Here is a 16,621-nt window from a genome sequence, read left to right as displayed (position 1 = left end):
AACGCGGTCTCCGGGCGCGAGTTGCGCGTCCTGGCGGACAACAATGGTGATGGTCGGGGCGAGGAGTTCTACCTGGACATCACGGTGGTGCCCACCCGTCCCGACGACGGGACGGCGCGCGGGGTCGTGGTTCACGCGATGCAGGTGACCGACGTGGCGTCCGCCCGACAGCCGGCTGAGGCTCAGGCCACCGCATTCGAACAGCATTACCAGCCGGCGCTGGATGTGGTGATGGCTCTGCAACGCAATCTGCTGCCGGCGCGGTTGCCGGTGCTGCCCGGGCTGGGGATCGCGGCCTACTACCTGGTCGCCGAGCGTGAACAGGGCGCCGGCGGTGACTGGTTCGACGCGGTGCCGCTCGGCGACGGGCGGGTCGGGTTGGTCGTCGGCGACGTTGTCGGCTCCGGCCCGCGGGCCTCGGCGGTGATGGGCCAGCTGCGGGCGGTGCTGATGGAGCTCCTGCTCCAGGGTTCCGAGCTCCCCGAGGTGCTGGCCCGGCTGGACCGTTTCGTCACCCGGGTGCCGGGAGCGGCGGCCAGCACCGTGTGTCTGGCCGTGCTGGACCCCGCCGACGGCCGGCTGGACTACGCCAGCTGCGGGCATCCACCGCCGCTGGTCCTGGCCGCCCGCGGGCAGGCCCGCTACCTGCCCGTCGGTGGCGGGGGCCCGCTCGGCGTCACCGCTACCACCGCCCCGGTCCCGGTGCAGTCGGTGTGGCTGCAGGCCGGCGACATGGTGCTGCTTTACACCGACGGCCTGGTCGAGCGCCCCGACCGACCGCTGCAGCAGGGCATGGATCAGCTGCGGGTCGTCGTGGAAGACCTGCGGACCTGTGACACGCAGCCAACGATTGCCGCTGCCGCCACTGACCGCGTCTGCGAGCTGACCGCGGAGCGCATGACCCGCGACGGCCACACCGATGACGTGACCCTGCTGGCGGTCGGGTGGACCGGCACCCGGCCCCAGCAGTTCCACGCTGATCTGCCGGCGTTCCCCGGCGCACTGGCCACATTGCGACCACGGCTCGACGACTGGTTGAACGCGCTGGGCGGAAGCAACGAGGACACGCTCGCCATCCAGCTCGCCGTGCTCGAGGCCGTCAGCAACGTCCTTGAACACGCATACCGTGACGACACGGGATCGGTGCGTGTGGAGGGGCTGCTCGACCGAGCCGGACGGGCCTGCATGACGATCACGGACACCGGTCGCTGGACACACCCATCGCCCCATCCAGGCAACCGCGGACGGGGCTTCGCGCTGATCCGCGGCTCCATGGACATAGTGGAGATCGACAGCACCGAGACCGGCACAACCGTTCTCATGGACCGCGAGCTGAGCCGCCGGCCCACCGTCGGCCTCGACCGCCCCAGCCCGCCGGGCACCGCCGCGTCCGGCGAGGCCGGTTTCCGCGTCGAGATCATCGATTACAGCCCGCCGCATATGGCGGTACACGGGCCGATCGATCTCAGTACTGCTGCCGAACTGAACCAGCACCTGCGGGAGACCAGCCGGGGCGGGCTGCTTCCGCTCACCGTCGATCTCACCAGCGTGAGCCACTTGGCCAGCGCCGGCGTCCAGTTGCTGCACCTACTGGCCGAGCAGATGGCCGCAGACGGTCACCGGCTGTGGCTGATCGCCCCCACCGGCACCGCCTCCCACCAGGTCCTGACGCTGACCGCGCTGAACCAGCTCGCCGACGTCGTCGAGGCCCTTCCAACGACAGCCCGGTCCTCACCACGCTGACGGGTCTTCGACCCCGACACCCGGCGAGCTACCACGCACGAGGCACGCTGGATCCGCGGAAGTTCGTGCTCGACCAGGACCACCACTCACCAAGCTCGGCATCACCTCGCGGCGCCGGCTCCGTCACTGACCCGGCAGCGTCCCGTGTCGCACTCGGGTGAACACGGGTGCGATCGTGGTCCGGGTGTCCCACGCTCGTATCTGTCACGAGGCGGCGGAGGCGCGCAAGCTGGGGGCGGTGCTGCGCAAGCTCGTCGCCCTGCCTCCGAGCAGTAGGTGTGCTGATGCGATTCACGCGAGGATTCCGCGGCAGGCGTGAAGCCGAGGCCGACTCGGCGCGCGTCCCGCCGGGGCAGTACGTCACCAGCGGCTTTCCCGTGCTCTCGGCGGGGCCGACACCCCATACGCCGCTCGCGGATTGGACCTTCGCGATCCGCGGGGCACTCGACCAGCCGGTCTCCTGGACGTGGGACGAGCTGCACGCGCTGCCGAGCGTGACGGTCACGGTCGACATCCACTGCGTCACCAAGTGGTCGAAGCTCGGGTCGTCCTGGACCGGGATCTCGCTCGACACGCTGCTCGATCGCGTCGAGACCGCGGCGGACTACGTGCTCGCCTTCAGTGACGGCGGCTACACGACCAACCTCCCGCTGGAGGACCTCACGGGCGGCAAGGCGTGGGTCGCCTACGAGTACGACGGCGAGCCGCTCGAGCCGGAACATGGCGGGCCGGCCCGGCTGCTGGTGCCGCACCTCTACTTCTGGAAGAGCGCGAAGTGGGTGCGCGGCCTCGAGCTGCGCGACGACGACGAGCCCGGCTTCTGGGAGCGGTACGGCTACCACAACTACGGAGACCCATGGAGAGAACAGCGCTACGCCGGCGACTGAACTGGCAAGTCGGCACCGTCGAGGGGCTCGTCGCGGAGACGCCGCGGACACGGAGCATCGCCCTCGACGTGCCGGGCTGGTCCGGGCACCGTGCTGGCCAGCACGTCGACGTGCGCCTGACGGCCGAGGACGGCTACCAGGCGCAGCGGAGCTATTCGATCGCTTCGGCGCCCGAGGACGGCCGGCTCGTGCTCACCGTCGAGCGCCTCGACGACGGCGAGGTCTCGCCCTACCTCGTCGACGAGCTCCGTATCGGGGACGAGCTGGAGCTGCGCGGTCCCGTCGGCGGCTACTTCGTCTGGGAGGCGGCGCTCGGCGGCCCGCTGCTCCTCATCGCCGGCGGCTCCGGAGTGGTGCCGTTCCGCTCGATGCTGCGCCACCACCGCACGGACGGCAGCACAGTACCGGTGCGGCTGCTGTACTCGGCCCGCACGCTTCCCGACGTCGTCTACCGCGAGGAGCTGACGCGGTTCGCCCGGGACGGCGAGATCGACGTCCGCTTCACGCTCACGCGCGAACAACCGGAGGGGTGGCGCGGCTACCGGCGCCGGATCGACCAGGAGCTCCTCGCCGAGGTCGCCTGGCCACCGGCTGAACGCCCCCTCGTGTACGCCTGCGGTCCGACGGACTTCGTGGAGACGGCCGCGAGTGCCCTGGTCGCACTCGGGCACGAGCCCGGTCGGATCCGGCTCGAACGCTTCGGCGGGACAGGAGGTTCGGCATGACGACGCGGCTGGACGGCAACGCCATCGCGGGCGAGCTCTTCGACGTGTTCGGGCAGGAGATGACGACGGCGATGGGGACCTGCGCGAGCTGCGGGTCGATGCGTCCCCTCGGTGAGCTCGCGGTCTACCTGCAGGCGCCCGGCGTGGTCGCCCGGTGCAGCAGCTGCGAGGCCCTGATGGCGGTGATCGTCGAGATCCGCGGGATCCGGTGCGTCGACCTGCAGGGCATCGCGGCGCTCGAACACGGGTGAGCGGAGAACTCCTCCTTCCTGAAATGAGCAAGTAGGTGGCGCGTGCATGCCGCGCTTCGCTCCCCCAGCAGGACGCTCGCGCCTCGGCGCGATCTCGGACGGCCTCGCCACCCGCGTCCGATACAGGCGTCCGGCACCGATCCGCTGGGCCAGAGTCCAAGGTCGGGCGAAGCCCGATCTGTCGGCAGACCTCAGGCTTGTCCGCGGTAACGCGGTCCCGATCTCGCCGATAGGCCATCATGCACGCAACAGCCGTTGCGCTCCCTCGCCCTGACTTGTTGCGCCTCCTGACGGTCCTCGAGCCGCGGGCGCCCGGCGTGATGCCTGGCGAGAGGAGCCGGGCAGCGGGTGCCTGAGCTGACGTTGTAACGTCGGGCCGAAGCGATCAGCGCGGGGAAGGCGCGATCGAGCAGCGGCGGGTGGCCCGCCGCGGAAAACCGGGAAGCTCCCCAGCGCGCCGGTGTCCGAACACATCTGCGTCTCCCGGTTGCTGAGCGCGCGTCTGCGCGTCGCGGAGTTCGGTCGTGCGCGACGCGCGAACGTCGTGGCCAAGGAGAGAGCGATCGGCGCCCGCTGACAGCGCCGGAGGAGGAACGTGTGAAGACCGCACAGCGTCCCATCGGCCTCGCGGTCGTCGGGGCCGGCTATTGGGGTCCCAACCTGGTGCGCAACGCCCAAGCAACCCCGGCGTTCCGCCTGGAGTACCTCTGTGACATCGACATCGAGCGCGCCCGCCGCGTGCTCGGGCAGTACTCGACCGTCCGCGCCTCTGCATCACTCGACGAAGTCCTGGCCGACCCGGCCGTGGACGCGGTTGTCGTCGCAACCCCTGCCGCGACCCACTACGCCGTCGTGATGGCCGCGATCGAGGCGGACAAGCACGTCCTGGTCGAGAAGCCGCTCGCGGCGAGCTTCGTCGAGGGCCGCGAGCTCGTCGAGGCGGCCGAAGAGCGCGGCCTCGTCCTGATGCTCGACCACACCTATTGCTACACGCCTTCGGCCCAGTACCTGCGGGACCTGATCCGCACCGGTGGGCTGGGCGACCTGCAGTATCTCGACTCCGTACGGATCAACCTCGGCCTCGTCCAGCGCGACGTCGATGTGCTCTGGGACCTCGCGCCACACGATCTGTCGATCTTCCTGTCGATTCTCCCCGAGGGCGTATCGCCGGTCTCCGTCTCGGCGCAGGGCTCGGACCCCGTCGGCGCCGGCCGCGCCTGCGTGGGCCACCTCAACATCCAGATGAACACAGGCGCCATGGCGCACATCCACGTCAACTGGCTCTCCCCGACCAAGATCCGCACCATCGTGGTCGGCGGCTCGGCACGAACCGTGGTGTGGGACGACCTCAACCCGCTCCAGCGGCTGTCGGTGTACGACCGGGGCGTCGACCGCGCCGATCCCGCCGAGCTGGGTCGCGACGCCCGTGCGGCCACGATCGTCTCCTACCGCACAGGAGACATGGTCGCGCCCGCGCTGACTGACAAGGAGGCGCTGCGCTCGGTGATGGAGGAGTTCGCCGAGTCGATCACGCACCGACGGGCGCCGCTCACCGACGGCCGCTCCGGACTGAAGGTCCTCGCCCTGCTCGAGGCCGCCACGGCCAGCATGCAGCAGGGCGGCGTTTCCATGCCCGTACTGACCGACCTCGCGCGTTCCCCCGAGGAGATCTCCCTGTGACCACCACCGGCCAGCCGCTCGCCGGACAGCGCATCCTCGTCACCGGGGGTGCGGGCACGATCGGATCCCACGTGGTCGACCAGCTCCTCGAGGCCGAGGCTGCCGAGGTCGTCGTCCTCGACAACTTCGCGCGCGGGCGGATGGACAACCTCGCCGAGGCCCAGTCCACCGGCGGCGAGCGCCTCACCGTCGTCACCGGCGACATCAGCGACCCGGCACTCGTGCGGGACCTCACCGCTGGCATCGACGTGGTGTTCCACCTCGCGGCGCTGCGCATCACCCAGTGCGCCGAGCAGCCCCGCCTCGCACTCGAGTCCCTGGTCGACGGCACCTTCAACGTGATCGAGGCCGCGGTGGCCGCCGGGGTCAAGAAGGTCGTGGCGTCCTCGTCGGCGTCGGTGTACGGGCTGGCCGAGACCTTCCCGACCACCGAGCGCCACCACCCCTACAACAACGACACGTTCTACGGCGCCGCGAAGGCCTTCAACGAGGGCATGCTGCGAAGCTTCCACGCCATGAACGGGCTGGACTACGTCGCGCTGCGTTACTTCAATGTCTACGGCCCGCGCATGGACACCCACGGTGTCTACACCGAGGTCCTCATCCGGTGGATGGAGCGGATCTCGCGCGGTGAGCCGCCGCTGATCTTCGGTGACGGCCTCCAGACGATGGACTTCGTGCACGTCCACGACATCGCCCGGGCGAACCTGCTCGCCGCGCGCGCCGACGTCACCGACACCGTCTACAACATCGCCACCGCCACCGAGACCAGCCTCGCCGAGCTCGCCGCCGCGCTGCTCGCGGCCATGGGCTCCGACCTGCGCCCCGAGCACGGGCCCGAACGGGCGGTCAACGGGGTGACCCGGCGGCTTGCCGACATCTCCGCTGCCGCGAGAGACCTGGGGTGGGCTCCGCGGATCGACCTCGCGGAGGGTCTGACCGACCTGGTCGCCTGGTGGAGCCCTACAGCAGCCGCGCCGGCCGCCGGCTGACCGGTCTTCCGTCGAACGCCATCTGAGAGGTGACCATGATCCCGGTGATGCGCCCGTTGCTCGGCGAGGAGGAGGCCCAGGCCGTCGCCGACGTCGTACGATCCGGCTGGGTCGCCCAGGGGCCGCGCGTGGCCGAGTTCGAGCGGGCGATCGCGGCGTCCGTCGGCGCCGCCCACGGCGTCGCGACGTCGTCCTGCACGACCGCGCTGCATCTGGCTCTGCACGCGCTCGGCATCGGACCGGGCGACGAGGTCGTCGTGCCTTCGCTGTCGTTCATCGCCACGGCCAACGCGGTGCGGTACTGCGGCGCCGTGCCGGTGTTCGCCGACGTGGACCCGATGACCGGCAACCTGACCGCCGAGACGGTGACCGCGGTCCGCACGCCGCGGACGCGCGCTGTGCTGGTGGTGCACCAGGCCGGTGTCCCGGCCGACGTGGCGGCAATTCGCGCGGCCTGCAGCGACATCCCCGTGGTGGAGGACGCGGCCTGCGCGATGGGGTCCACATGGGGCGGACGGCCGGTGGGCACCGGCGCGCTGATGTCGGCCTGGTCGTTCCACCCCCGCAAGCTGCTCACCACCGGCGAAGGCGGAATGATCACCACCGACGACGCGGAGCTCGCCGCACGGCTGCGACGCCTTCGCGAGCACGGGATGACCGTCTCCGCCGCCGACCGGCATGCGGCCGGACGCAACTCCGTGGAGGAGTACGCGGAGACGGCGTTCAACTACCGCCTCACGGACATCCAGGCGGCGATGGGCCTGGTCCAGCTGCGCCGTCTACCCGGCATCGTGGCCCGCCGCCGGGAGCTCGCAGCCCGCTACACGGCTCTGCTGGCTCCCCTCGGCCTCCCCACGGTGCGCGATCCCGAGGGCGGGACGTCCAACTTCCAGTCCTTCTGGGTGGTGCTCCCCGACTCGGCGCCGCCGGTCGCCGACGTGCTCACCGCCCTGGCCGAGGCGGGTGTGTCGGCCCGCCGCGGGATCATGGCCGCCCATCGGGAGCCGGCGTACGCGGGGCACCCGCACGGACCCCTGCCCGTCACCGAGCACCTCACGACGCGGTCGCTGATCCTTCCGCTGCACCACGACCTGACCGACGACGAGCAGGGCACCGTCGTGGCGGCCCTGGCTGCCGCTGTCGGCCTGACGGCCCCGTCCCCGTCCCCGTCCTACCGCTGATCCGCCCCACCAACACCGAGGAGGGTTCGTGAGCACGCTCCCCGCCGCCGAACCTGTGCCCCTGCTGGACCTGGCCTCCGCCCACGCCGAGGTGGCCGCCGAGATCGCTGCGGGATGGGCCGACGTCCTGGCGCGCACCGCGTTCGTCGGCGGTCCGCACGTGGCGACGTTCGAGAAGGACTACGCCGAGTGGTCCGGGATCCGGCACTGCATCGGCGTCGGCAATGGCACCGACGCACTCGAGCTCGCCCTGCGCGCCCTCGGCGTCGGAGCAGGTGACGAGTGCATCCTGCCGGCCAACACCTTCATCGCGACGGCCGAGGCCGTCGCGCGAGCGGGCGCCACCCCGGTGCTCGTCGACTGCCACGCCGACACGGCACTCATCGATGTCGACGCCGTGGCCGCCGCCGTCACCGACCGCACCCGTGCCGTTCTGCCCGTGCACCTCTACGGCCAGACGGCGCCGATCGAGCAGCTCCGGGCGGTGCTCCCCGAGGGCGTCGCGATCGTGGAGGACGCCGCGCAGTCCCAGGGAGCGCGCCGGCACGGGGTGCCCGCCGGCAAGCTCGGCGACATCGCCGCCACCAGCTTCTACCCCGGCAAGAACCTCGGTGCCTACGGTGACGCGGGCGCTGTGCTCACCGATCGGGACGACCTCGCCGAGGCCGTCCGGATGCTGCGTGAGCACGGCTCACCGCGCAAGTACGAGCACACCGTGCTCGGGTTCAACAGCAGGCTCGACTCCCTCCAGGCCGTCGTCCTGTCCGCGAAGCTGCGCCGGCTCGACGGCTGGAACGCCGCGCGCCGGCGCGCGGCGGCCCGCTACGGCGAGCTGCTGGCCGACGTCGACGGCGTGATCGCCCCCGTGGTGGCCGAGGGCAACGAGCCGGTCTGGCACCTCTACGTCGTGCGCGTCGCCGACCGCGGGCGGGTGCTGAAGGAACTGCACGCGGCCGGTATCGGCGCCGGCATCCACTACCCGGTTGCGATACACCGCACCGACGCCTTCGCCCATCTCGGCTACGGTCCCGGGGCGTTCCCCGTCGCGGAGGAGCTCGCCGACGAGATCATCTCCCTGCCGATGTTCCCCGAGATCACGCCGGAGCAGCAGGAGCGCGTGGTGTCCGTCCTGGCCGAGGCGGTCCGCTCATGACCCTCGCCGACTCGGGGGTGAAGGTCCACCCGCACGGGCTCTGCGAGAGCACCGACGTCGGAGCGGGCACGCGCGTGTGGGCCTTTGCCCATGTGCTTGCCGGCGCCCGCGTCGGCCGCGACTGCAACATCTGCGACGGGGCGTTCGTCGAGGACGGCGCGGTCCTCGGCGACCGGGTCACGGTCAAGAACGGCACGCTCGTCTTCTCCGGGGTGACCTGCGAGGACGAGGTGTTCCTCGGGCCGAACGTGCTGTTCACCAATGACCTGCGACCGCGCGCGGCGATCAAGCGCGGCGCCGACGAGCTCTTGCCCACCACCGTCCGCCGCGGCGCCACCCTCGGCGCAGGCACCGTGGTCGTCTGCGGGGTGGAGATCGGGGAGAACGCGTTCGCCGCCGCGGGAGCCGTCGTCACGCGGGACGTTCCCGCGCACGCGTTCGTCGCGGGCAACCCGGCCCGCATCAAGGGCTGGGTCTGTGCCTGCGGCGAGCGCCTGGGGGACGACCTCACCTGTCCCTCCTGCGGCACGGCCCATGAGCGCGCGGGCTCAGGGCTGCGTGCCGCCGGCTAGCGGACCGGCTCGGGGTCGAACCAGTCGGGGATGCCCGACACGAAACCGGACTGGATCCGCTCCGCGCTGTTGAAGTAGTCCTCCTGCGCGATGCCGCGGCGCCGTTTCACGGCACGGTCGGCGATCCAGGCACTCACGGCAGTGGCGGTGCGCGCGAACTCGAGGGGCGGCGACGGCCGGAACTCGGCGAGGACCCGCTCGTACCAGTCGAGCTGCAGCTCGATCGCGTGCTCCAGGCTGTAGAACTGCCGCACGAGGGCCAGCGCGAAGTCGGCGTTCTCCTTGCGGAGCGACTCGTCGCCGAGCAGCCGGTCGAGTAGCTGGACGAGCGTGTCCTCGCCAGTGCCACCGCCACCGATGCCGTAGAAGCCGCGCCACCGGAACTCACGGGCCGAACCGGCGTCGAGGATGCGGAAGAACCCGTGCTCGCCCTGCACCACGCACGGCTTGCCGAAGGCCATCGCGCGCAGGAGCGACCCGCCCATGCCCAGCACCACGTCGGCGGCGGCGTAGGCCGAACGCGGGTCCGGGCGCATTCCGGTCAGCACGACGACCTCGCGTCCGACCCGTGCATTGGTCTCGTCGGCGAGCGCGCGCAGGTCGGGCATTGCCGGGCCGTCCCCCACGAGGACCAGGCGCACCGGGTGGCGCGCCGCGACCCGCCCGGCGGCCCGGATCGCCGTCTCGAGCCCCTGCTGCTTGAGCACCCGGGCGAAGCGGCTCACGACCACGACGAGCAGCTCGTTGTCGGCCGCTCCGATCTCTGCGCGGAACCCATCGCTGGGGAAGTCCGGGTACTGCCCGACGCAGTCCGTGGGGATCTCCAGCACGCCGACGGGCCCGCTGCGCGGCCGGACGCTCGCGGCGATCACGGGGTTGCAGACCTGCAGCGGCACCGACCCGGGCATGAAGTCCGGCACCGACATGCTGTTGATCGTCATCGTCATCGGTACGCGGTCGCTGCGGTGCGGACCGAAGAACGCGAGCAACGCCGGGGTGAGCTCGTAGGCGTGGACGATGTCCGGCCGGAACATACGGGTGAGCTCCGCAAGCCGGCGGTAGGAGGGCGCAGCCCGGTCCATGTTGTCGAGCTGGATGTGCATGTGTCGCACGCCGCGCTCGCGCAGGACGTCGACCAGCGGGCCGTCCGGACCGGCCACCATGACGTCGTGGCCGCGGTCAGCAGCTTCGCACGCGAGATCGACGGCGTTCATCTGGCTGCCGCCGAGGTCGAGCTGGTGGACGGCGACGAGGATGCGCCGGCGACGGCTTGCCTGGCTGTCGCCTTCCGGCGTGGTCGGTTTCACGTTCTTCCTTCCACACGGACCGCGCGCAGCGGCTCGGTCGCAGGGTCGGGCTGGGGCTGCGGGCCGGGTGGCTCTGCACGATCCCGGGCCGCACGGAAGATGCGGGCCAGGGGGACGGCGGTGATGGCGCACAGGATGACCTCTGCAGTGAGGTATGCGACACCCACTCCGTCGATGCCCAACGGCCTGACGAGGGCGAGCGCGAGGCCGACCACGATCGCAGCGCTCAGCGTCTGCAGGGCCACCACCCGGCCCATCTGCTGCCTCACCCTGGCGATCGCGACGTAGGTGCTGTGCACGACGGTGAAGGGCAGAGCCGCGCCCATCAGCCGGAGCAGGGTGGTCCCCTCCTGCGCATAGCCGCCGCCCAGCAGGGACAGCAGCAACGGTGCCCCGAAGATCAGGAAGGGCGTACCGGCGGCGCCGATGAGCCACGACAACCGCCACGCGCGACGTATCAGCGCGTGCTGTTGCCGGACGTCGTTGGACGCCTCGGTGATGAAGGACGAGGAGACGTTCCACAACAGGACCGTGATCGCCTCGCAGACCAGCCACGGGATGGCGTAGTAGGCGTTGGCCTCGGTACCGAGCATCGCCACCACGATCAGCGGCATGAACAGCGGCACGATGACCGACGTGGCGCCCGTCGCGTACTCGCCGAGGACCAGCCCGCTGAGCGCACGCCTGGTCGGCAGGGCGACGGCACCGTCCTTGGAGACGCGCCGGGGCAGCACCCGCAGCAACAGGACCGGACTGATCACGAGCACGGCCAGGGCCGCGGGCGCGGCCCACGCGAGCACGATCCCGTTGTGCATCGCCGTGATGGCGAACAGTGCGACGAGCGCCAGCTTCGCGCCCGAGAACAGCAGCTGCTCGATCGGGACCCAGCGCGCGGCCTGCAGGCCGATCAGCACCCAGTCCTGCAACGCGAACAAGGCGAGGACGACGACGACCAGCGGGAACACCGCGCGCTCGGTCACGGATCCGAACAGGGTGTCGTCGGCGAAGAAGAGCACGAAACCGGCGCCGAGGACGGCTGCGACGACAGCCGTCCCGCCGTACCCGGTCAGGACCATCGCTCGCGACCGCGGGCCCGCCGATCCCAGGAACCGGGTGAAGACGAGGCCGACGCCGAGGCCGGCCACGACGCTCAACATCATGGCGGTCGAGATCAGGGCCGAGGACCGGCCAACCTCCTCGGCCGGGTAACGCGCGGCGACACCCCAGAAGACCAGGCCGAACAGCGCGGTCATCCCCGAGGTGATCATCAGCGCGATCGCGTTCAGCTCGAGGCCGGCGCCGAACAACCTGCGCGCCCCCGGGCGGCGCGGGCCACCGGACCCGGACGCGGCGGGTCGGGAGACTGCGACGATCCGGGTCGTCTCCTCGTCGAAACCGCCGGAACGGTCGCCGTCGCCCTGCGTCATTCCGACCGGAGTCCCCCGCATCGAGTCGAGCCTGTTCCGGATCCCTCGGGGCCCAGGGCGTGCTGCATGCACGGGCCCGGCCGAGATTCGGGCCGGAGCGGCCCGACCTGGAGTGGTGCTCTGGTATCGACAGACTCATTGCCGCCGACCCGCACCGCGTGATCGTACAAACCCTCGATCGAGTGGTACGAGCCACCCGCCGGAGGCGATCAGGACGCGGCGCCGGGCTGCAGCGCCCACACGTCACACCCGTCCGCCGCGAAGGACCGGACCTGGGTGGCGTTCGCGGCCAGCCAGTCGGACAGCGCACTGCCGGGAGGCACGAGTGCGGGATCGGGTTCCACGAGGAACTCGGCGCCGTCTCGCACGTGGGCGGCCAGGAGCGCCGGATCCTGCTGGTCCGCCGCGAGGCTCCAGCCCTTCCGGTCCGCCAGGTAGAAGATCACCGGCTCCTGGTAGTTGTTGGTCACGCCGTCCACCACCGCGGTGCTCGTCGTGCCGACGACGACGAGATCGCCCGGCCGGGAGACCTCGGTGAGCGCGTCGGCGCACCGTCCGAAGGCGCCCGACTGGTCCGTCATCGAACCGGCGAGGACGTTGACCGACTCTGCGGACAAGGCCACGACGGCGAGCGCCGCGACCGCCGGGAACACCGCAGGCGCCAGTCTCGGACGCAGCCATCCGGACATCGCCGCGAGGCCGATGCCGACACAGGTCGCGGCGTAGGGCAGTGAGTAGATGTGGTACTGGATGCCTTGGTCGGAGCTGCTGTAGCGGCCGACCGCGAAGTAGTAGAGGACGAGCGCGACGGAGCCCGCGACCACGAGCGGGAACGCCGCAGGCCGTGCCCGCCACAGCCGGACCGCACCGATCACGGCCAGTGGGACGCCGACCACGCCGTAGATGAAGATGATCTCGGTCCGGAGGTTCCCGAGGTAGAACGCCGGTGACGTCCACAGCGCGAGACTGCCCCACTTACTGTCGCCGCCGGAGATCACGCCGAAGGTGTTGCCGTACTCCGCGTGCAGCTGCGAGGCGTGCCACATCCACAGCGCTGGAGCCACCAGGGCCGCGATGCCGGCCAGGTACACCGACGGGCGCCGCAGGCGCGACGGGGCGGCGAGCAGCAGCCAGATCCCCATGACCAGGCCGATGTGCAGGGACGTCGGCTTGACCAGGGCCGCCGCCGATGTGGCCGCAGCGGCCCCGGCGAGCCAGATCCTTCGGTCCTCCTGCATCCAGCGACAGAACGCGAGCAGGGCCAGGAGGTAGAACGCCAGGACCGTCGCCTCCGGCATGAAGGCGGTGCCGTAGCGCATGACCGCGGGCGAGACCGCGAATGCGATCAGTGCGCAGCGCGCCGCGGCCGGTGGCAGCAGCCGCCGCGCGAGGCCCCAGAAGGCCGCCGTGGCCACCAGCATGAACGCGAGCGAGACCAGCCTGCCGAGCCACACGTGCTCACCGAAGGCCTGGTAGAGCGCCGCGGACAGCCACGGCATGAGCGGGAACTCGGTCTCGACGTATCCCGGTCCGGCTCCGCCCCAGTTGATCTGCGGGTAGAACAGGTTCATCCCACCGGTGGCGAAGTTGCGCGCGATCGTCGCGGTGTCGGACTGGCGCCAGATGTCGCCGGGGTAGGTCATCGGGCCGAAGGCGCGCACGACCGACAGCACGGAGGCCACAGCGACCACGACCAGGGTCACCCGCCCGACCGGAGTCCGCGCTGGCGGGTGACGCCGGGCGCGGTCGGAGGTCAGTGGGAGGCGGGTGGTCGGCATGATCGAAGACTGCCCTTCGATGGCTGAGAGGACGCAAAGTAAGCCGACTCCCTGCGCGGCCCTGCTCGGCCGACCGGAGCGGCCCAGGTGCGCTGCGACCCCGTCTCGCCGTACGCCCGTCCGGGCATACGCTGCGCCCCGCGACACCGGTGCCGACCCCGGGAGCGCCGACCGGTCGCCCGAGTGCCTTCCGGGCGACGACATGGACGAGGAAGGGAACTGCCACATGCGCGCGGAACCGGCCAGCGGGGCCTCGGCCAGCGGGGGACCGATCAGCGGCGCGTCGATCCGCAGGACATTGGCCCGCTCCCGTGCGGCGCAGGCCGCGTACGGCTGTGCGGTGACCACGCGGCTCACGGCCGAGCGCTTGGCCCTCGGCTGGCGCGAGCCGCACGGATCACGGGCGAACTGGCGCGCCCGGATCCTCGCCTACCACTCGATCGGCACGCCCCGTTGGGGCGTGAACGACGTGCGACCGCGCGACTTCGAGCGGCACCTCCAGGTGGCGGTGGACGACGGTTGGACTTTCGCCACGCCGGCCGAGGTCATGGCCGAACCCGAGAAGCCGCTGCTGGCACTGACTTTCGACGACGGCGTCACCAGCGTCCTCGAGAACGCCGCTCCCGTGCTGCGTCACCACGGAATCCCGGCCACGATGTTCGTGGTCACCGGGTGGGCTGACGGGGGGCACCCGGAGAAGCACCGGCACGTGTTGGACTGGAAGGGCGTGGCCCGGCTCCAGGAGTACGGGATCAGCCTCGGGAGCCACTCCACCACACACCCCGACTTCGGCCGGATCCGAGCGGCGGACGCGCGCGAGGAACTGGAGGTCTCGCTGCACCGGATGGAACAGATGCTCGGTCTGACCGTCAAGGAGTTCGCAATCCCCTTCGGCCAGTCCCGGAACTGGTCGGACGCCGCGAGGACGGCCGCTGCCGAGGCGGGCTACACGACCGTGTACGCGCAGTCCGTCGAGACCCGACCGGCCGGCACCGTCCCGCGGACGTTCATCACCCGGATCGACACACCCCGACTGTTCCGGGCGGCTCTGGCCGGCTGCTACGACCGCTGGGAGGAGTGGTACTGACTGGCGGGCCGCCAGGCGCCCTGCCGTCGCCGCGCCCTCCGCCGGCCGAGCAGGTACGTTGCCGGACCCTCGATCATCCCGAGCGCTTCCTGGAGCCGCAGCGCAAGCGGATACGGTGCCGCTGGCACCGTGTCCTTCGTTGCTGACCGGAACTCCGGGCCCACCAGGTGCGCAAACCCAGCGGCCGCCTTCCGGAGCAGAAGTGCGCGCTCATGCGGACGCATGAGCAGTCGCTTGGCGAGCAACGCGGTCAGCCCGCGGCCGTAGCCGCGCATCTGCGCGTGCAGCCCCGCCTCGTCCTTTCGATGCCGGTGGAAGCAGACTGCTGCCGGCTGGTACACGAGGGTGCCCCGCAGGGCGAGCACGTCCAGGAAGAAATCCAGGTCCTCGCCGCCGGCAGCCGGGCTACCCGCGCCGAGTGCCTCGTCGAACGCCCATCCCGTCGGGAGAGCCGTCTTTCGCAACGCCATGCTCGCGCCGGTGCCGTAGCTACCCAACTCGAAGGGGAACAAGGGGGACGAGTCCGGTGCGGTGGCGAGGTTGTAGACCCGACGCTCGATGCCCCGCCCGAACCCGGCGGCGGTCTCGAACCACCATTGCCACATCGTCTCCAGTTCCGCCGGCTCGACCAAGCCGGTGACGCAGGTGACGGCGGTGTCGGCGAACTCGGCGGCGATGCGGCTCAGCCATGAGGGGTGGACGACGACGTCGTCGTCCGTGAAGGCGACGATGTCACCCCTGGCGGCGCGCAGCCCGCAGTTCCGAGCGTACGAGAGGCCCGGGTTCGGCTCGGCGACGAGCCGGACCCTCGGGTCGGCCGAGTAGCGCTCGGAGATGAGCGACGCCGTCCGGACGTCCGCGGGCAAGTTGTCCACGACCACGATCTCGAAATCGGGGTGGTCGGACTGCAGAAGGGCGTCGATGGCGAGCGGAAGGCTGACCGGTCTGCCTCTCGTCGCGAGCACGACGCTCGCTTTGGACCCCCTCGGCACGGAGGGGACGTCGGTGCAGCCGCCGCCCAGACCCTGCGCCAGCGAATCGACCGGGATCGAGTCCTCCGCGGCGGCCTCGGCGCCGTCACGGAGGAGGTGCGCCCGGATGCGGTCACCGAGCTCGTCGCGGATCACGCCGGCGAGAGCGCTCGGCGCCAGTTCGTCCGATTCGAAATCGAGCCACACCACTCCCATCGGAATGTCATGGAGCAGCACGAGCACCCGAACCCCGCAATACGGCGCTGCGCACCGGGACGGAACACGCCGAAGAACGGGTAGCGCCTTTGCCAGCTCGACGGCGACCACCAGGATCGGCGCGAACGGCTCGGCTGCCCCGGACGGGGTATGTGGCGAGCCACCGGTGAGAGTCCGGTGGCGTTGCGGAGCGGAGCCCGCCGACATCAGCGCGGCGCGCAGCATTGGGGCGATGGCGGACTCGGGGGCGTTGCGCATGGGATGGATTCCCTCGATGGCTGAGCCGGACGGGGAGCGAACCACACGGGCCGGACGGCGCACGCTCTGCGCGTGGACAGCCGCTCGAGACAGGTGTGCGAGGAGTGCTGGCGTGCCTCGGACATCCCTCCTCTCGACTTGTCTCACGGCACATCGTGCCAGTCGCCACCAACGCTTCCGCCCCGGTGTCGCGGACCGGCTCTCGGATGCATGACGGCGCACAGCACGACCACCGCATCCTCGCTCGCGCCGCGTCCGGAGTCACACCGCCAGGAGGTTGCCGCTCTCCGGCGTTCGTCGATCAACCTCCACGTTACGAGACGTGGCACGGAGATCCGCGACACCCTGCGACGAGTCTCGCGTCCGAACGAGTGATATATCCCGCGGCGGGAA

14 protein-coding genes are annotated in these 16,621 nt (G+C 71.0%); 10 read left to right on the top strand and 4 right to left on the bottom strand.

Annotation, left to right across the window (positions count from 1 at the left end; all coding sequences use genetic code 11):
• Positions 1-21 precede the first annotated feature (21 nt).
• The 9 genes from ABD143_RS34785 (at position 22) to ABD143_RS34745 (ending at position 9,184) form a co-directional block, all read left to right on the top strand.
• The gene (locus ABD143_RS34785; protein WP_343986865.1) at positions 22-1,743 is read left to right on the top strand and encodes a SpoIIE family protein phosphatase; all 1,722 of its coding nucleotides are present in this window, start codon (positions 22-24) and stop codon (positions 1,741-1,743) included.
• 284 nt (positions 1,744-2,027) lie between these two features.
• Entirely contained in the window at positions 2,028-2,630 is a 603-nt protein-coding gene (locus tag ABD143_RS34780) for a sulfite oxidase-like oxidoreductase (RefSeq protein WP_343986863.1), read from the top strand.
• Positions 2,600-3,355 (top strand): ferredoxin reductase, encoded by a 756-nt coding sequence (locus tag ABD143_RS34775; protein WP_343986860.1) that lies wholly within the window; start codon positions 2,600-2,602, stop codon positions 3,353-3,355. The genes ABD143_RS34780 and ABD143_RS34775 overlap by 31 nt, the downstream gene beginning before the upstream one ends.
• Positions 3,352-3,606 carry a DUF6510 family protein gene (locus ABD143_RS34770; RefSeq protein ID WP_343986857.1) on the top strand — a complete coding sequence of 85 codons (255 nt, stop codon included), beginning with the start codon at positions 3,352-3,354 and terminating at the stop codon, positions 3,604-3,606. The genes ABD143_RS34775 and ABD143_RS34770 overlap by 4 nt, the downstream gene beginning before the upstream one ends.
• A gap of 597 nt (positions 3,607-4,203) precedes the next feature.
• Positions 4,204-5,286, top strand: a complete 1,083-nt coding sequence (locus ABD143_RS34765) for a Gfo/Idh/MocA family protein (RefSeq protein WP_343986854.1) — start codon at positions 4,204-4,206, stop codon at positions 5,284-5,286.
• On the top strand, positions 5,283-6,278 hold the full coding sequence (locus ABD143_RS34760; RefSeq protein WP_343986851.1) for an SDR family NAD(P)-dependent oxidoreductase: 996 nt from the start codon (positions 5,283-5,285) through the stop codon (positions 6,276-6,278). The genes ABD143_RS34765 and ABD143_RS34760 overlap by 4 nt, the downstream gene beginning before the upstream one ends.
• A 35-nt stretch (positions 6,279-6,313) precedes the next feature.
• Complete coding sequence (locus ABD143_RS34755) at positions 6,314-7,459, top strand: DegT/DnrJ/EryC1/StrS family aminotransferase (protein WP_343987206.1); 1,146 nt, start codon at positions 6,314-6,316, stop codon at positions 7,457-7,459.
• Between the two features lie 28 nt (positions 7,460-7,487).
• Positions 7,488-8,612 carry a DegT/DnrJ/EryC1/StrS family aminotransferase gene (locus ABD143_RS34750; protein WP_343986848.1) on the top strand — a complete coding sequence of 375 codons (1,125 nt, stop codon included), beginning with the start codon at positions 7,488-7,490 and terminating at the stop codon, positions 8,610-8,612.
• Positions 8,609-9,184 (top strand): acyltransferase, encoded by a 576-nt coding sequence (locus tag ABD143_RS34745; protein ID WP_343986845.1) that lies wholly within the window; start codon positions 8,609-8,611, stop codon positions 9,182-9,184. Before ABD143_RS34750 ends, ABD143_RS34745 begins: the two co-directional genes overlap by 4 nt.
• Here the strand turns inward: ABD143_RS34745 and ABD143_RS34740 are convergent.
• The 3 genes from ABD143_RS34740 to ABD143_RS34730 form a co-directional block, all read right to left on the bottom strand.
• Entirely contained in the window at positions 9,181-10,491 is a 1,311-nt protein-coding gene (locus tag ABD143_RS34740) for a glycosyltransferase (RefSeq protein WP_343986842.1), read from the bottom strand. The genes ABD143_RS34745 and ABD143_RS34740 overlap by 4 nt on opposite strands.
• The gene (locus ABD143_RS34735) at positions 10,488-11,939 is read right to left on the bottom strand and encodes a lipopolysaccharide biosynthesis protein (protein ID WP_343986839.1); all 1,452 of its coding nucleotides are present in this window, start codon (positions 11,937-11,939) and stop codon (positions 10,488-10,490) included. Before ABD143_RS34735 ends, ABD143_RS34740 begins: the two co-directional genes overlap by 4 nt.
• A gap of 188 nt (positions 11,940-12,127) precedes the next feature.
• Complete coding sequence (locus tag ABD143_RS34730; RefSeq protein WP_343986836.1) at positions 12,128-13,621, bottom strand: ArnT family glycosyltransferase; 1,494 nt, start codon at positions 13,619-13,621, stop codon at positions 12,128-12,130.
• A gap of 301 nt (positions 13,622-13,922) precedes the next feature.
• Between ABD143_RS34730 and ABD143_RS34725 the strand changes: the two genes are divergently transcribed.
• A complete protein-coding gene (locus ABD143_RS34725; RefSeq protein WP_343986834.1) occupies positions 13,923-14,783 on the top strand; it encodes a polysaccharide deacetylase family protein in 861 nt (286 codons plus the stop codon).
• Here the strand turns inward: ABD143_RS34725 and ABD143_RS34720 are convergent.
• Positions 14,756-16,228 carry a glycosyltransferase family 2 protein gene (locus ABD143_RS34720; RefSeq protein WP_343986831.1) on the bottom strand — a complete coding sequence of 491 codons (1,473 nt, stop codon included), beginning with the start codon at positions 16,226-16,228 and terminating at the stop codon, positions 14,756-14,758. The genes ABD143_RS34725 and ABD143_RS34720 overlap by 28 nt on opposite strands.
• Positions 16,229-16,621 lie beyond the last annotated feature (393 nt).

This window comes from Pseudonocardia aurantiaca (assembly GCF_039526725.1).
Lineage (GTDB): Bacteria > Actinomycetota > Actinomycetes > Mycobacteriales > Pseudonocardiaceae > Pseudonocardia > Pseudonocardia aurantiaca.
The sequence above is the reverse complement of the archived record's forward strand: the minus strand, read 5'-3'. Positions and strand labels throughout refer to the sequence as shown.